General features: G+C 61.2%; 15 protein-coding genes. 6 read left to right on the plus strand and 9 right to left on the minus strand.

Going from position 1 to position 14,881, the window contains the following annotated elements:
* Positions 1 to 42: 42 nt before the first annotated feature.
* The 4 genes from HMPREF2656_RS12915 (at position 43) to HMPREF2656_RS10880 (ending at position 3,406) form a co-directional block, all read left to right on the plus strand.
* Complete coding sequence (locus tag HMPREF2656_RS12915) at positions 43 to 666, plus strand: hypothetical protein (protein ID WP_070816770.1); 624 nt, start codon at positions 43 to 45, stop codon at positions 664 to 666.
* A gap of 90 nt (positions 667 to 756) precedes the next feature.
* Entirely contained in the window at positions 757 to 1,665 is a 909-nt protein-coding gene (locus HMPREF2656_RS10870; RefSeq protein WP_070816771.1) for an ABC transporter substrate-binding protein, read from the plus strand.
* 2 nt (positions 1,666 to 1,667) lie between these two features.
* The gene (locus HMPREF2656_RS10875; RefSeq protein WP_070422944.1) at positions 1,668 to 2,633 is read left to right on the plus strand and encodes an amino acid ABC transporter permease; all 966 of its coding nucleotides are present in this window, start codon (positions 1,668 to 1,670) and stop codon (positions 2,631 to 2,633) included.
* A gap of 20 nt (positions 2,634 to 2,653) precedes the next feature.
* Positions 2,654 to 3,406 carry an amino acid ABC transporter ATP-binding protein gene (locus tag HMPREF2656_RS10880; RefSeq protein ID WP_092103080.1) on the plus strand — a complete coding sequence of 251 codons (753 nt, stop codon included), beginning with the start codon at positions 2,654 to 2,656 and terminating at the stop codon, positions 3,404 to 3,406.
* Between the two features lie 50 nt (positions 3,407 to 3,456).
* Here the strand turns inward: HMPREF2656_RS10880 and HMPREF2656_RS10885 are convergent, their stop codons facing one another.
* From HMPREF2656_RS10885 to HMPREF2656_RS10915, 7 genes are read right to left on the minus strand one after another with little or no spacing between them, the layout of a single operon-like run.
* Positions 3,457 to 4,200, minus strand: coding sequence for a sulfite exporter TauE/SafE family protein (locus tag HMPREF2656_RS10885; RefSeq protein ID WP_311524002.1), 744 nt, complete (start codon positions 4,198 to 4,200; stop codon positions 3,457 to 3,459).
* A 2-nt stretch (positions 4,201 to 4,202) separates the two neighbouring features.
* On the minus strand, positions 4,203 to 4,682 hold the full coding sequence (gene coaD, locus HMPREF2656_RS10890) for a pantetheine-phosphate adenylyltransferase (protein WP_070484190.1): 480 nt from the start codon (positions 4,680 to 4,682) through the stop codon (positions 4,203 to 4,205).
* 1 nt (position 4,683) lies between these two features.
* Complete coding sequence (gene rsmD / locus HMPREF2656_RS10895) at positions 4,684 to 5,265, minus strand: 16S rRNA (guanine(966)-N(2))-methyltransferase RsmD (RefSeq protein WP_180949979.1); 582 nt, start codon at positions 5,263 to 5,265, stop codon at positions 4,684 to 4,686.
* 18 nt (positions 5,266 to 5,283) lie between these two features.
* Positions 5,284 to 7,386 carry an ATP-dependent DNA helicase RecG gene (locus HMPREF2656_RS10900; RefSeq protein ID WP_070816772.1) on the minus strand — a complete coding sequence of 701 codons (2,103 nt, stop codon included), beginning with the start codon at positions 7,384 to 7,386 and terminating at the stop codon, positions 5,284 to 5,286.
* Positions 7,387 to 9,039 (minus strand): DAK2 domain-containing protein, encoded by a 1,653-nt coding sequence (locus HMPREF2656_RS10905; RefSeq protein WP_070816773.1) that lies wholly within the window; start codon positions 9,037 to 9,039, stop codon positions 7,387 to 7,389.
* Positions 9,040 to 9,063: 24 nt separating this feature from the next.
* Entirely contained in the window at positions 9,064 to 9,705 is a 642-nt protein-coding gene (locus tag HMPREF2656_RS10910; protein WP_070816774.1) for a uracil-DNA glycosylase, read from the minus strand.
* Positions 9,706 to 10,668, minus strand: coding sequence for a thiamine-phosphate kinase (locus HMPREF2656_RS10915; protein ID WP_070569256.1), 963 nt, complete (start codon positions 10,666 to 10,668; stop codon positions 9,706 to 9,708).
* 34 nt (positions 10,669 to 10,702) lie between these two features.
* Here HMPREF2656_RS10915 and HMPREF2656_RS10920 point away from each other — a divergent pair, with 34 nt between their 5' ends.
* Positions 10,703 to 11,629 carry a DUF3515 domain-containing protein gene (locus HMPREF2656_RS10920; protein ID WP_070816887.1) on the plus strand — a complete coding sequence of 309 codons (927 nt, stop codon included), beginning with the start codon at positions 10,703 to 10,705 and terminating at the stop codon, positions 11,627 to 11,629.
* Between the two features lie 35 nt (positions 11,630 to 11,664).
* Here HMPREF2656_RS10920 and HMPREF2656_RS10925 read toward each other — a convergent pair whose 3' ends face one another.
* Both HMPREF2656_RS10925 and HMPREF2656_RS10930 read right to left on the minus strand, forming a co-directional pair.
* Positions 11,665 to 12,714, minus strand: a complete 1,050-nt coding sequence (locus HMPREF2656_RS10925; RefSeq protein ID WP_168167568.1) for a D-alanine--D-alanine ligase family protein — start codon at positions 12,712 to 12,714, stop codon at positions 11,665 to 11,667.
* 25 nt (positions 12,715 to 12,739) lie between these two features.
* Positions 12,740 to 13,738 (minus strand): NAD(P)H-dependent glycerol-3-phosphate dehydrogenase, encoded by a 999-nt coding sequence (locus HMPREF2656_RS10930; RefSeq protein ID WP_070816776.1) that lies wholly within the window; start codon positions 13,736 to 13,738, stop codon positions 12,740 to 12,742.
* 104 nt (positions 13,739 to 13,842) lie between these two features.
* Here HMPREF2656_RS10930 and HMPREF2656_RS10935 point away from each other — a divergent pair, with 104 nt between their 5' ends.
* Positions 13,843 to 14,874: an NUDIX hydrolase gene (locus HMPREF2656_RS10935; RefSeq protein WP_092102430.1), complete on the plus strand. Its 1,032-nt coding sequence runs from the start codon at positions 13,843 to 13,845 to the stop codon at positions 14,872 to 14,874.
* Positions 14,875 to 14,881: the final 7 nt, after the last annotated feature.

Raw genomic sequence — 14,881 nt, forward strand, 5'->3', positions numbered from 1 at the left:
GGCCGATTCACTTCAGGCGATGGCTTGGTTAGACTACGGCGCATGCGCCAGACCTATATCGCCGGCTTTGTCGCCGGAGCACTCATGTTGACCACGCTGACGGTTCCCGCACATGCACAGGAAGGGGCAGCGCAAGAGGACGCTCCAGTCTCCCCGAGCAACGCGCTGAAGGACACCATCGATTCGTTTGCTGCGCTGTCTGACGCGACCAGCTCGGCAAAGAAGGACGCTGAGAGCAACAAGGACAGCACAGACGGCAAGGACTCCAAGGACAAGCCGAAGGGGCTCATCGAGGCTCTTGAGCCGAACCCGGAGAAGGATCCGATGTACATCGATCCGGAGAAGAACCCGTTGAAGAAGGTGTCTAGCTCCGAGATGTTTACTGAGTGGACCGACGATATGGAAGAAGGCGAGGGCAAGGAGTTCGTCCAAGCTTGGGCGAAGGGGTCTTCCATCCCGGATACCGCTAACCCGGTTGAGCTATGGAAGATGGAAGCGCAGGGCTCCGCAAAGATGGGCAAAGGGCTGTTCACTGGCGATTTTGCCATGAGCTCAGAAGGATCCAGCCAGCGCACTTCCGTATGGCTCACCGTTGTCATCGGCATGATCGTAATCGGCCAGGTCATCGAGCTGGTTATGCGTGGCGTTCGAATGGCGACCCAGTAGTTTTCGCTGCTAGGGCGGTGCGTTTCATCATCCCGCATCCGGCGCGTAATATACGAGACTACGCAAGTATTCATCGTATGCGGGAGACCAATGCATTACCCACCCCACGCAAAGCGGCGTCTTTTCGCCGCTGTGCTCGCCGCGGCTTTACCGCTAGCGGGCTGCGTCACTAACACAGAGGGCGGCAATCCGGACGGCTGGGAGCCGATCGTGCCGGAAGCCGTACCTGAAATTGCGGCGATGGTGCCGCCAGAAACTGCCGCAGACGGCGTGCTCAACGTCGGCGCGAACCCACCGTTCGCCCCGTTCGAGTTCAAAGACTCCACCGGGCAGGTCATCGGTGTGGAGATGGACATTGCCCGTGCACTCGCAGGTGTCATGGGGATGGACTTCGATGTTGCAGACATGGACTTCTCGATGATCCTGCCCGCTGTCTCCAGTGGCAGCCTCGACGCCGGTGCTTCAGGTTTTACCGATAACGAGGAACGCCGCCAGACCTTCGACTTCATCAATTTCCTCTACGCGGGTATTCAGTGGGCTGCCGCTCCTGGCGCCGACGTGGATCCGAATGATGCGTGCGGTTTGACGGTCTCGGTGCAGCGTACGACGGTTTCGGAGACCGACGACGTTCGTCCGAAGTCAGAAGCCTGCGAAGCAGCGGGCAAGGACCCGATTACTGTGCTTGCCTTCGACACAGCAGACAACGCAGCGCTTGCAACGCTTGTCGGGCGCGCCGATGCTTACAGCGCCGACTCCCCTGTTACCGCGTGGGCTGTGGAGCGCTCCGACGGCAAGATGGAAATGATCGGCGACATGTTTGACGCCGCACCGTACGGCATTGCTGTGCCGAAGGGTTCTGCGCTTGCGCCGGCGATGGCTGCCGCGATGCAGCACCTCATCGATACCGGCGATTACCAGCGCATCCTTGCGCAATGGAATATCTCGACAGGTCTGCTCGACCAGGCTTTGATTAACGAACAACCAGTGGGAGAACACTAAGCATGAGCACCCCCTATTCCCAGTACGTCGCCTCTCAGGGCGAACGCAAGCGTCCTGAGCGTATCGAGGCGAAACCGCTGCGCCACCCTGGACGGTGGACGCTCGCAGTGATTCTTGTGCTGCTTGTGGTCTGGTTTGTCATCGGCGCGGCCCGAAACGAGGCTTACGGCTGGGACATCTACTTCCAGTACCTGCTGGATACCCGCATCGCTATGGCGGCCCTGCACACCATTGCAATCACGGTGTTGGCGATGCTGCTCGGCGTTGTCGGCGGTGTGCTGTTGGCTGTCATGCGCATGAGCCCGAACCCGGTGTTCAAGACAGTGGCGTGGGTGTTCCTGTGGATCTTCCGTGGTACCCCGGTCTACGTCCAGTTGATGTTCTGGGGCTTGATTGGCGCGATCTACGACTCGATCAACGTCGGCTTCGCCCAGATTCCGCTTGAGCCGTTTACCTCTTCTGCGTTTACCCTGGCCGTTGTTGGCCTTGGTTTGAATGAGGCCGCCTACATGGCAGAGATCGTCCGCTCTGGTGTCTCCGCTGTGCCGGAAGGCCAGGTTGAGGCCTCCAAGGCGTTGGGTATGAGCTGGGGGCAGACGATGACCCGAACCGTGTTGCCGCAAGCGATGCGCATCATCATTCCGCCGACCGGCAACGAATTCATCTCCTTGCTCAAGACATCTTCGCTCGTCGTTGCTGTGCCGTACTCGCTTGAGCTTTACGGCCGCTCGATGGATATCGCCGCCGCCCTGTTCCAGCCAGTACCGCTCCTTCTGGTGGCTGCGACCTGGTACCTGGTGATCACGTCGTTGCTCATGGTCGCCCAGCACTACCTGGAGCGCTACTTCGACCGCGGTGCTACCCGCCAGCTCACTGCTCGCCAGCTCGCCAGCCTGGCTGACGCCGAGGGCACCATTCCGAACAACGTTGAAATTGTCGAAGAACCGCAGAAGAAGGGACAGCGCTAATGACCGTCAAGGAAACTCCTATGATCCAGGCGGTAGATGTCTGGAAGTCCTTCGGTAGCCTCGACGTGCTCAAGGGCATCGACCTTGAGGTCGCCCCCGGCGAGGTGACGTGCCTGATCGGTCCGTCCGGCTCTGGTAAGTCCACGCTGCTGCGTTGTGTGAACCACTTGGAAAAGGTCAACGCGGGTCGCCTGTACGTCGACGGCGAGTTGATCGGCTACAAGGAGCGCGACGGCGCGCTCTACGAGATGAGTGAGAAGGACGCCGCCAAGCAGCGCCGCGAAATCGGCATGGTGTTCCAAAACTTCAACCTGTTTGGCCACCGCACGGTGCTGGACAACATCATCGAAGCCCCGGTGCACGTCAAGGGCCAGCCGGTTGCAGAGGCCACTGCGCGCGCGAAGGAGCTGCTTGCGATGGTCGGTCTTGAGTCGAAGGCTGACGCGTACCCGATCCAGCTCTCCGGTGGCCAGCAGCAGCGTGTGGCGATTGCTCGTGCGGTTGCGATGGATCCGAAGCTGATGCTTTTCGACGAGCCCACCTCCGCCCTCGACCCCGAACTCGTTGGCGAAGTGCTGCGTGTGATGCGCAAGCTCGCCGACGATGGCATGACCATGCTGGTGGTTACGCACGAGTTGTCGTTTGCCCGCGAGGTCGCAGACAAGGTCGCGTTCATGGATGGTGGCCAGATCATCGAGTACGGCACACCGGAACAGGTGCTGGATAACCCGCAACACGAGCGTACGAAGTCGTTCGTCTCCACGCTGTTCTAGCCGGACACTCCCTTACACGAAACGGCCGCCCACATCCGGGCGGCCGTTTTTCATCCATACAACAAGCCTGCGAGGCCGCGGACTAGTGTGGTGGCGCCTCCGAAGAACGCAAGCCCGAGCGCGATGCGGTAGGCCTTCGCGGACGGTACGTGCGGGGCCAGCCGCTTTCCCGCGGTGATTCCGAGAAGCATGCCACCAAAGGAGGCGACCCACAGCCAGGGGTTGATCGAGGAAATATCCGCCGCACCAGAGAGTTCCTTTGCCCCGAACGACAGTGCGCCGGCGACGAAGAACAACGGCTGCAAGGTGGCGGCATAGATGCGCTGTGGCCAACGTGCCGCGTGCGCGTAAACGGTAAATGCTGGCCCGGCAACACCCGCCAAGGTGTTCATGAATCCGCCGACGGCGCCAGCAGCAGCTGCAGGAACCACACCTTCGATCTGAGGCACGTAGCGCTTGCCCAACGTCACCACTGACAGGGCGATGAGTAACAGGGCACCGACGATGATGAGCAGGGCGCTCGTCGATACGTGAGAGACCACCCACACCCCGGGAAGCACGCCGATGATGAGCGCGCCTGCGATCGGCCAGAACTTAGACCAATCGATGTCGCGGCGCATCCCCCAGGTGTTAAACACCGCATTGACCATGGCGATAACGTTGATCATGAGCACGCCAACCACAGGTCCCAACAGCAACGAGAGCACAGGCCCGGTGATCAGACCCAGTCCCATGCCGGAAATGCGCTGCAGCCCAGCGCCCATCACAACTGCGAGCGCGACGGCGATCAACACGATCAATTGCTGAATTTCTCCCGAATCGCGTCGTGGACGCTTTCCGGCACGAGTCCGGAAATGTCACCGCCGTACTTCGCAACCTCTTTGGTTAGCGAGGACGAGATGTAGCCGTACTTCTCATCCGTCAGCAGGAAGTAGGTATCCACGCCGGTCAGGCGTCGGTTCATCTGTGCCATCGGCAGTTCGTACTCGTAATCGAGCGAGGAGCGCAAGCCCTTAATCAGCGCGCTGATGTCGTGCTGGGTGGTGTAATCGACCAATAGACCCGCCCAGCTATCCACGCGAACACCCTCAAGGTGTGAGGTGGCTTCGCGGATGAGGTCGACGCGCTCGTCGATAGTAAACAGCCCCGACGTCTTCGTAGGGTTGCCAGTGACCAGCACGATCACTTCGTCGAAATGACGAAGGGCACGGGTGACAATGTCGAGGTGCCCGTTCGTGATCGGGTCGAACGAGCCAGGGCAGACTGCGATGGTCAATTTAGTTGTCCTCTGCTTCCGGGTCGGCGTAGACCGCCATATCCATACGTGCAATACCGTAGATGCGACGCTTGAGCTTCTGGCCGGTCGGGGTGAACTCCGCAGGCCATGCAGTCTCCGGGCTTTCGCGGTGGCGTTCAACGACAACCACTGCCCCATCCGCCAGCGCAGGTTTGAGGGCCTCGACCATCTCTGCGACCGCCTCGTCGGCTAGTTCGTATGGAGGGTCTGCCAGCACCATGTCGAAGTGTTTCTTCGGCGCCGATGCAACGTAGGTCGACGCCTTCATCTGGTGGATGTGCACGTTGGGGTGCTTGACCACGCCTGCGTTGTATTCGATGATTTTCGCTGCCTCAGGGTCGCTCTCCACCAGCACGACCTCTGCCGCACCACGCGACGCGGCCTCGAGCCCGAGCGCACCCGAGCCTGCAAACAGGTCGAGCACATGCTTATCGACGAACCCAAAACGCACCTGCAACGACGAAAACAGCCCCTCGCGGGCCCGGTCGGATGTAGGTCGCGTTCCTGCCGGCGGCACTTTGATCTTTCTGCCGCGGGCTTCTCCCGAAATGATGCGGTTCATTCCCATAACTTTAACCAGCTAACTCTTGTCCAAATATTCGAAGTCTTCTGCCACAAACCCGGCGGTGGCTGCCCTGGCGAACTCGGGTTGGTTTGCTACCAAGGTGGCGGCGTCGTCGTAGGCACGTTTAACGATGTCGTAGTCCTCAACCAAGTTAATCAACCGCAGCGTGCGTTTGATGCCGGACTGGCCTGTGCCAAGCACGTCACCTTCGCCGCGGTTAAGCAGGTCAAGCTCCGCGAGCGCGAACCCGTCCGCTGTCGCCGCTACCTGGGATACGCGGGTGAAGCCGGGGCTGCCTTCCTCCGCGAGCGTGTGGAACAGACACAGCGACTGGTTGCCGCCACGCCCAACTCGGCCGCGCAGCTGGTGCAACTGGGAGACACCGAAATGCTCCGACTCGCGCACGACCATCACCGTGGCATTCGGCACATCCACGCCGACCTCGATCACCGTCGTGGACACCAGCACGTCGATGCCGCCTTTGGCGAAGTCCGCCATGACGTTGTCTTTCTCGTCGCCTTTGAGGCGTCCGTGCAGGATGCCGACGGTCAGGTCCGCAAACTCCGTTGCGGCGAGATGCTCGGCAACCTCAAGTACGCCGCCTTCGCCGTCGATACGCGGACACACAATGTAGGCCTGGTGCCCGGCTGCAACTTCTTCGCGGATCTTCTCCCAAGCGCGCTCCACCCAGCGCGGTTTGAATTCCGGGACCACCGCAGACTGGATCGGTTTGCGCCCACCGGGAAGTTCGCGCAGCGTGGATACTTCCAAGTCGCCGAACACCGTGATCGCAATGGTGCGTGGGATCGGTGTTGCCGTCATCACCAGCAAATGCGGTGTGGTCTCCCCCGCTTTGGCACGCAGGGCGTCGCGTTGCTCTACGCCGAAGCGGTGTTGTTCGTCGACAACGACAAGCCCCAGGTTGAAAAAGTCCACGCCCTCTTGGAGCAGGGCGTGCGTACCGACGACAATGTCGGCCTCCCCGGAAACAATCTTCAGCAGTGCCTCTTGGCGCTGCGCGACCGTCATCGATCCTGTCAGCGCAACCACTCGGGTGGGGAGACCCGCACGCATGAGAGTGAACGTTAGCGAACGCGCGTGTTGCAGCACGAGAACTTCCGTCGGAGCAAGCAATGCCGCCTGCGCGCCGTTATCGACGGCCTGGAGCATCGCCATCAGCGACACCACCGTCTTTCCGGAGCCAACCTCGCCTTGGAGCAGGCGACTCATCGGCACCGTCTTGGACATATCAGCCGTGATGTCCGTGATCACTTCCTTCTGGCCGCGGGTCAGCGGGAACGGCAGACCGTCCAGCAGCTTGTCTTCATCGCCCCCCTTCACATAGGGCATCTCGGGCGCCCTGTGAGCGGAGGTGTCGATGCGTCGCACACCCATCGCCAACGCCACAGACAGGGCCTCGTCATACTTCAGGCGCTCCTTTGCGCGCGCAGGTCCCTCTGCACCGGGCTCGTGGATCTGACGCACAGCAGCATTCAACGGCAGCAGGCCGATGGGGGTGAAGCCAAGCGGCTCGTCGATACGAGGCAGCGATTTCAACACCGCATGCACAGCCCCCATAATCGTCCACGTGCTGACCTGCTTCGACGCCGGATACAGGGGAAGCCACTGGCGGCCACGCAGCATTTCTTCCAGATCACCGAAGTGAGACAGCTGACGCATGGAACCGGTCGCCTCAGTAGGACCGTCCATGAGCACGAAGTCAGGGTGCTGCAGCTGAGGCTGATTACGGTAGAAATCCAACTTGCCCGTCAGCATCGCGCGCCGACCCGGCTTCAGCACCCGTTGGGCATACTGGGAGCCGAAGAAGGTGGCTTGGAACTCCGTACGCCCATCGTGGATCATCACCTTGGTAATCGGCCGCTTGGGCGTCTTTTTGGTGTAAAACGTGTTGGCGTCGACGACCTCGCCGATCACGGTGACCGTATCGCCTGCTTCGACCCCGGTCAGGTCAGCACCGGTGCCGTAGTGCAGGTAGCGTCGCGGATAGTGCCGAAGCAGCTCGCCGCACGTGGAAATGTTGAGGTGTTTCTCAATCGCCCGCGCCTGCTTCGCAGGAATAACCTCAGTCAGTGGCCGATTGTCCTCAAACCCCAGCATTTACTCCACCCCGATCTCCGCACATGCTTGCAATCCGTCTGCAGGATAAACCATGACCTGGACGCCGAGCTCAGTGTTCAGCCTGCGAAGCTCCTCCTCCGACAGCTCAGCTGGGTCAAACAGCACCGTGACTTGCTCCCCGCCGTGCTCGAGCAGGCGTTTGCATGCCCGCTTCACAGCATCGAGCGGGTCTTCGGCGATAAGCAGCGTCTCCCCCCGTGCAGTAACCACCACATCACCCTTGGCAACCGCGCCGCTGAGTGTCAGCGCGCCCTTCTTTGCGCGGTGAGCCACTGCCGTACGCATCTCGCCAGCCGCCTCAGACATGGAAAACGCGGCGGTAGCCAGCGGCTGGTTCGGATCGTGCACAGACAGCGCTGCAATACCGGAGACTAACCGGACTGTAGGAAGCAGTGTGATCGTCTGTTCCAGCGCTCGGGTTGCTTTCTCCACGGCAGCGAGATTCCGGTTACTGAGCAGCCCATTCGGCAGCACGATGATCTCGTTGCTGCCCGAACGCCGAATCACGGAGAGCATGTCCGAGATCACCTCGTCGCCCGGGGCAACAGTGACCACATCTGCTTCCTTATACAGCTCTGTCAGGGAGCCGGGAGGCGTCACGGCCACAATCAAGCGATCGGGGTTTCGTACCACTGGGGCACCCGGGAGCACTTCAAGGCGCAGGTTTTGGACCTTGCCGAGGCGATACGCCGTCTCAATCACAGCACCTGCATCGAGCGAGTGAATGTGCACAGTGGCTTCCGTATCAGATAGCCGAGCGATGACCAGGCTGTCGCCCAAGGGGCGCAGCTCGGTTTCCAACTCCGCAATATCGCCCTGAAACCCAAAGAGCACCTCAAGGGAGTGCTCCCGACCCGACGGCCCCGCATGCGCCATGTCAACGTGCACGTCGCGGTCTGCCCTTTCAGCAGGTGCCGGGGTGCTTTCTGCGCTGGCTTCTGTGCTGCTTTCTGCGCTGCTTACAGCGCTCTCTTGGACATCACCATCGGGTGCCGTTGCGGGACTATCCTCTACCTCTTCCAACAGCGCCTCGAGCAGAATCACCACACCGGTGCCGCCGGCATCGACCACGCCTGCCTCGCGTAGCACTGGCAGCTGCGACGGCGTGTTGGCCAAGGCCACCCTGGCCGCGGATGTCGCAGGTGCTGCGACATCGAGCAAGCTCAACGGACGCCCAATGTCCTCTACCGCTTGTTGGGCAGCCACAGACGCCGCTCGGAGCACCGTAATCACGGTGCCTTCCACCGGATCCGCAATGGCTTGGTCCACAAACTTCACGGCATGCGCCAATGCGTCCGCGACCATCTCCCCGTCCGAAGCATCGTCTTTGACAGACTGCGCGATTCCGCGCATCACCTGGGACAACACCACACCTGAGTTGCCGCGTGCTCCACGTACAGCGCCGACGGCCAGGGCTTCGGCGACATCGACGGCGCTGGCGTCGTCGCCAAGCAAAGCTGCTTGCTCGCAGGCTGAACGCATCGTGTGCGCCATGTTGGAGCCCGTATCGGAGTCCGGCACGGGAAAGACGTTGAGGCTGTTGATCTCCACTCGGCGCCGCTCCAGCTCGGCGGAGGCGCGTTGGGCCCACGCACGCAACCCTGCGGCGTCGATAAGCGGAGTGACAGACATGAAGCGAAAGCTTACAGGGAGCTGTTACAGACTCCAGTCGATGGGATTCGCACCCTGTGCTTGAAGCGCTTCATTTGCACGCGAGAACGGGCGCGAACCGAAGAAACCGCGCGATGCTGATAACGGCGACGGATGCGGCGACTCAATCCGGGGAGTATCCCCCAAAAATCTCGCAGCTGTCTGTGAGTCACGGCCCCACAAGATAGCTACGAGTGGCGCATCTCGGCGGACAAGCGCCTCAATTGCGGCCTGGGTAACCTCTTCCCAGCCTTTGCCACGGTGTGACGCGGGCTTTCTCGGACGCACGGTAAGCACCCTGTTGAGCAGCAAAATGCCTTGCGACGACCACGACGACAGGTCCCCATCCGCCCGGGGCGGGATACCCAGATCAGCCTGCAGCTCTTTGTAGATATTCACCAGCGACCTTGGCGCCGCCACCCCAGGCTGGGTGGAAAACGCGAGCCCCATCGGGTGTCCTGGGGTCGGATACGGGTCTTGGCCCAGGATGAGGACCCGGACATCGTCGAACGGATCCGCAAAAGCCCGCAAAATATCGTGGCCACGCGGCAGGTAGTCGTCCTCTGTGCGCAAAAACTGCCCCATTGCGTGGATTCGATCTTCCACCGGAGCGAGCGGTTCCTGCCAAGATTCGTGCACGGGCAACATTTAGAAACTCTCCCATCCGGTGGTCAATTCTGGGGCCTCGCCGTCGATGCGCACCCCGGGCTTGCGAGTGACTGCGCCAATCGAACGGAACCCAACCGGTGCGGACCCATCGATCGTGCCGATGAGGGTGTGGTCCTCCCCACCTGTGAGCACCCACTCCCACGGGTCGACGCCAAGGAGTACGCCCGCAGCCTGCAAGGTCGCATCCGGGCGCAGCGCCACCTTTGACAGTTCGATGCCTACCGAAGATGCCTTTGCCAGCGTCGTCACATCCCGGATGAGCCCATCCGAGTTGTCCGTCATCGCGGTCGCGCCTGCCGCGCGCGCCACCACGCCACGCCCCGGGGTAAGCACCGGGGCCTGATGCGCCTTCACAAGCACCTCGAGCTCCTCCGGCACATCAATCCCGGCCTGCAGCAGCGCGAACCCTGCGGCTGAATAACCGATATTGCCGTGCGCGACCACTCGCTGACCGGGGCGTGCCGCGTCTAGCGTCAGCGGCGGACGATTACCACCAAGCGAGCCGATTGCGGTTACGGAGACCACAAGTTCTTGCCCGTCGGTCAGATCCCCGCCGACGAGTTCACAGCCATACTCCCCGGCCATATCCCCAATGCCGCGGGCGATCTCTTCGACCCATGCTGCCGGCGCATCGCGGGAGACAGACACCCCCATCAGTGCTGCAATCGGGCGCGCGCCCATTGCCTCGATATCCGCGAAGTTTTGCACCGTCGCCTTGCGGCCCAAAAGGTACGGAGTTGTGGTCGCACGAGTGAAGTGGTGGCCTTCCACCAACATGTCGGTGCCGGCGACGACTCTCGAGTTTGGCACTGAGGGGGTAAGTACTGCTGCGTCGTCGCCGTTGAGGGCAGACGGTGCGGCAGCGCGAATCGCGGCGATAACCGCTCGCTCGCCGACCTGCGCAAGCGTCGGACCATCAGTGGGAAATCCGGTGGTGATCACGGGTTGGGCAGCCCTTTCGTTAGACTATTTCGCCATGGCAACCACGGCGCACGAACCTCAGGTTAATCGCACAACAATTTTGGTCAGTCTTGGCCTCGCAGTCTTTCTCGTCCTCGGGGCCGTTATTGGCGCTCGTGTGTTCTTCCAACGTGTGGCGCTGCAGCCGGTCGCGATGGCTGATCTTCCTGCCCCGATGGCCGATAGCCCGGAGTGCGCATCGCTTATCGACGGCCTCCCCGACCGGTTCGCTGGCCTTCCCCGTGCCGAACTCGCAGAACCGGCACCACAAGGTGCCGCCGCCTGGCGCAAGTCCACCGATGACCGCGTCACCCTGCGCTGCGGTGTAGACATGCCGGCGCAGTACACGGATTACGCCGTCACTGAAACTCTCGGCAATGCAACGTGGATGCGTATCGACGACATTACGCCCCAGTCCAACCTGGCCACCTGGTACACCGTGGACCGCTCCCCTGTGATCGCCGTGACCGGTGATGCGCAAGTGCTCCACGACTCAAAGAAATCCATTGGACGCTTGGGCGCCGATGGGCTGCCGTCGAAGGATCAGCCCCACAACCCCGCGCCTTTGTCCATGTTGGAAAGCGCGGACGCATCGAAGTGCGACGCGCTGCTCCAGGCCGCACCGGATGCTATCGCCGAGGGCTACACCCGGACAGAGCCTGCGTCTGAAAACACCGTCGCATGGCGTGCTGAGGGCCGTGATCCGATCGTGCTGCGCTGCGGTGTCGCCCCATCGCCGAATTACGCACCAGGTGCGCAACTTGCCCAGGTCAACGACATTCCGTGGTTCGAGGATGTGCTGTTGGCAAACGGCACCACGGCTTCGACGTGGTACGCGCTGGGTCGCGACAGCGGTATCGCTGCGTCCCTGCCTCAGGCAGAGAGCAACGAGGCGATTACGAACCTGACCGAACTGATCGCCGAGCACACCGCTGCGCTTTAACGCTGCGCCTTAACGCTGTGCTTTAACGCTGTGCTTTAACGCAGCGCGGTCCGCACCAGCGTGTCCAGCAGTTCCGGGTAGTCCACTCCGGTGGCTGCCCACACCTGCGGGTACATCGAAATCGCGGTGAATCCAGGCATGGTGTTGACCTCGTTGAGCACCGGGCCGTCCTTGGTGACGAAGAAGTCCACACGTGCGAGCGACTTACAGTTCAGCGCCTTGAAACACGTCACCGCCATGTCTTGAAGTTGCGCGGTTGTTGCCTCGTCGAACGGTGCCGGAATCGTTGCCGTAACGCCCTCTTCGAGGTATTTCGTTTCAAACCCGTAGAAGCCTTCCTCGGAGTCTTCGGTGCCGTTGAGCTTCGCTGGCAGGGATGCCGCAATGGTCCCGTCGGGTCGTTCGAGGACTCCCACCTCAACCTCGTCGCCGACAAGTTCCGCTTCCACAATCACCTTGGAATCGGATTCGTGCGCAAGGTCGTACGCCGCCGGGAAGTCGTCCCAGGAGCTCACTTTGGACACACCGATCGATGACCCACCGTTGGCGGGTTTTACGAACACTGGTAGACCGAGGTAGTCACGCTCGTCGTCGTCAAGCACTGCCCGACCGTCGAGGATCACTTCCCTGGTGATCGCAATGTTTTCAGCCGCGACGAGCTTCTTCGTGTACTCCTTGTCCATGCCACAGGCGGATGCAAGCACCCCTGGGCCGACGTACGGGACACCAGCAAGTTCGAGCAGTCCTTGCACTGTGCCGTCTTCGCCGTATTTGCCGTGCAGCACCGGGAAGACAACATCGACGCAAGCGATACTTTCGCCGGTTGCGACGTCGAAAACCTGCCCCTTGCGCGTCGGGTTGATGGAGAGTGCAACTTCGCGGCCAGCGGGCACCTCAGGCAGCGCGACGCCGTTTACTGGGTCTGTTGTGCCTTCAACCCATACGCCGTCACGGGTGATACCGATGGGAAACACCTCGTAGTCAGTCGGCATGTGTTGCATCACCGACGCTGCGGAAATGCAGGAAATGGAGTGCTCGGTGGACATGCCACCATAAAGAACTGCTACGCGAATCACGCTGACCAATCTACCGCGTAGCCATGGCGCAGTTTTACTCTGCCTTCTTGCTGCGCCCCATCAGTGTCGCGATCGTGTCCGCAACTTTGAAGTTGTCGTGGCAAATAGCAAACACTGCCTGGGTAATCGGCATCTCCACGCCATGCTTTTCGGCGAGCTGGAAAATGCTTCTCGACGACACCACCCCCTCCGCAACCTGGCCCTTCGTCGCAGCCTTCGCCTCTTCCATCGTCGCACCTTGCCCCAAAGCGGAGCCAAATGTGCGGTTACGCGACAGCGGCGAAGCACACGTGGCCACGAGGTCTCCCATACCGGCAAGACCTGCAAACGTGCGGGGATCCGCGCCGAGCGCGTTGCCCAGACGAGTGGTCTCTGCAAGGCCACGGGTGATCAGGGATGCCAGGGTATTGTCGCCAAGCCCCTGGCCGGAAGCCATACCGCAGGCAAGCGCAATGACATTTTTCGTCGCGCCGCCGATTTCGCAGCCCACAACATCGGTGTTGGTGTACGGCCGCAAATAGTTAGTCGCACACGCGGCTTGGACGAGTTTTGCGCGGTTCTCGTCAGCGCATGCAATCACGGTGGCGGCAGGTTGTTCGAGCGCAATCTCGCGCGACAGGTTGGGCCCGCTGAGCACTGCAATCCGGTTCGGGTCCGCTCCGGTGACCTCTGCAATAACTTCACTCATGCGCAGATGCGTTCCTGTTTCCACGCCCTTTGAGATGGACAGCATCGTCGCATCAGCCGGGATCATGGGTGCCCAACGCGCGACGTTTTCCCGCATGGTCTGGCTGGGTACGCCAAAGACGACGATGGTCGCGTCTTGCAGCGCGTATTGCTCATCCGAGGTGGCTTCGATCGCATCCGGGAGTGTGATGTCGGGAAGGTACTCCGGGTTTTCCCGCGTGGTCTGAATGGTGCGGGCAAGGTTGTCCCGACGCGCCCACAGCGTGACCCTGTTGCCGGCGTCCGCGAACACCTTCGCCAGGGTTGTACCCCAGGAGCCTGCCCCCAGTACCGCAACGTTGACCATATTTTTCTGAATCCTCCCAGCCGATTGTTCCGGTTTAACCTACCACCGGCCGTGGCGCGTGGCGTGTCCGGCGTGAGTGGGTTACTTGGGACACAATGGAGGACATGCCTACTCACGCATCCAAGACACCAGGAAACAGCGGGAAGCTCTCCGAGCAAGATAAGGACGCCTTGGGTGAGAAGTTTCTCACTGGCAGGCTTCAGGCTATTCCGTTAAAACCGCAGAAGGAGTTCGAGCGCACCACGCTTGCTGCGGGTGCGGTGCTGTGGCGCGGTGACGTTACGCAACCCGACACCATTGAGGTTGCGTGCATTCACCGTCCTCATTACGACGACTGGTCGCTGGCCAAGGGCAAGGTCGACCCTGATGAGTCGCTTGTACAAACCGCAGTACGTGAAATCAAGGAGGAAACGGGCTACGACGTTCGCCTGGGCAAGTTGCTGGGCAAGACGGTCTACCCGGTAAAGAAGACCACCAAGGTGGTCTATTACTGGACCGGCGAGGTCGTCGGTGGCGAGTTCGTACCCAACAACGAGGTCGACGAGATCCGCTGGCTGCCACTCAATGAAGCGCTTGAGTTGATGACGTACGACCTCGACCGCGAGGTGCTCCAGAAGGCCCAGAAGCGCTTTAACACGCCCGCAGATGCACGCATCCTCTATGTCCGACATGCCCGCGCCCATGACCGCAACAAATGGTCCGGCGACGACAACTTGCGTCCTCTGGATAAGAAGGGCCGCCGCCAATCCGAGATGCTCGTTCCCCTGCTCAGTGCGTTCGCGCCGGAACGTATTTACTCGGCGGTTCCGGAGCGCTGCCAGCACACGGTTGCGCCGCTGGCGGATGAGATGGGGTGTGAGGTTGTCGTCGATAAGCAGTTTGGCGACGATGCCTGGATCGCCGACATGGTTGGCGCCAAGCACGCATTCAAGGACGTGATTGAGGCCGGCGGAACCAGCGTGGTGTGCGCGCAAGGTGGGATCATCCCCGGCATAATCGCGTGGCTCTCGGCGCAAGGGACACTGCCTATCGACGAAGAAATCCGCGCGAAGAAAGCCTCCGTATGGGTGCTGACGTTCCACGACGGCAAGCTCATCGGCGCGGACTACATCCCCTCCCCACTTCCAGTTCTGTAACCCCACC

Origin of the sequence: Corynebacterium sp. HMSC034B08 (genome assembly GCF_001835805.1) — a bacterium.
Taxonomy (GTDB): Bacteria; Actinomycetota; Actinomycetes; order Mycobacteriales; family Mycobacteriaceae; genus Corynebacterium; species Corynebacterium coyleae.

Excerpts from the sequence above, each read along its gene's own strand:
- HMPREF2656_RS12915 (WP_070816770.1), top strand. The coding sequence starts at position 43 with ATGCGCCAGACCTATATCGCCGGCTTTGTCGCCGGAGCACTCATGTTG.
- HMPREF2656_RS10870 (WP_070816771.1), top strand. The coding sequence starts at position 757 with ATGCATTACCCACCCCACGCAAAGCGGCGTCTTTTCGCCGCTGTGCTC.
- HMPREF2656_RS10875 (WP_070422944.1), top strand. The coding sequence starts at position 1,668 with ATGAGCACCCCCTATTCCCAGTACGTCGCCTCTCAGGGCGAACGCAAG.
- HMPREF2656_RS10880 (WP_092103080.1), top strand. The coding sequence starts at position 2,654 with ATGATCCAGGCGGTAGATGTCTGGAAGTCCTTCGGTAGCCTCGACGTG.
- rsmD (WP_180949979.1), bottom strand. The coding sequence starts at position 5,265 with ATGAACCGCATCATTTCGGGAGAAGCCCGCGGCAGAAAGATCAAAGTG.
- HMPREF2656_RS10900 (WP_070816772.1), bottom strand. The coding sequence starts at position 7,386 with ATGCTGGGGTTTGAGGACAATCGGCCACTGACTGAGGTTATTCCTGCG.
- HMPREF2656_RS10905 (WP_070816773.1), bottom strand. The coding sequence starts at position 9,039 with ATGTCTGTCACTCCGCTTATCGACGCCGCAGGGTTGCGTGCGTGGGCC.
- HMPREF2656_RS10910 (WP_070816774.1), bottom strand. The coding sequence starts at position 9,705 with ATGTTGCCCGTGCACGAATCTTGGCAGGAACCGCTCGCTCCGGTGGAA.
- HMPREF2656_RS10920 (WP_070816887.1), top strand. The coding sequence starts at position 10,703 with ATGGCAACCACGGCGCACGAACCTCAGGTTAATCGCACAACAATTTTG.
- HMPREF2656_RS10930 (WP_070816776.1), bottom strand. The coding sequence starts at position 13,738 with ATGGTCAACGTTGCGGTACTGGGGGCAGGCTCCTGGGGTACAACCCTG.
- HMPREF2656_RS10935 (WP_092102430.1), top strand. The coding sequence starts at position 13,843 with ATGCCTACTCACGCATCCAAGACACCAGGAAACAGCGGGAAGCTCTCC.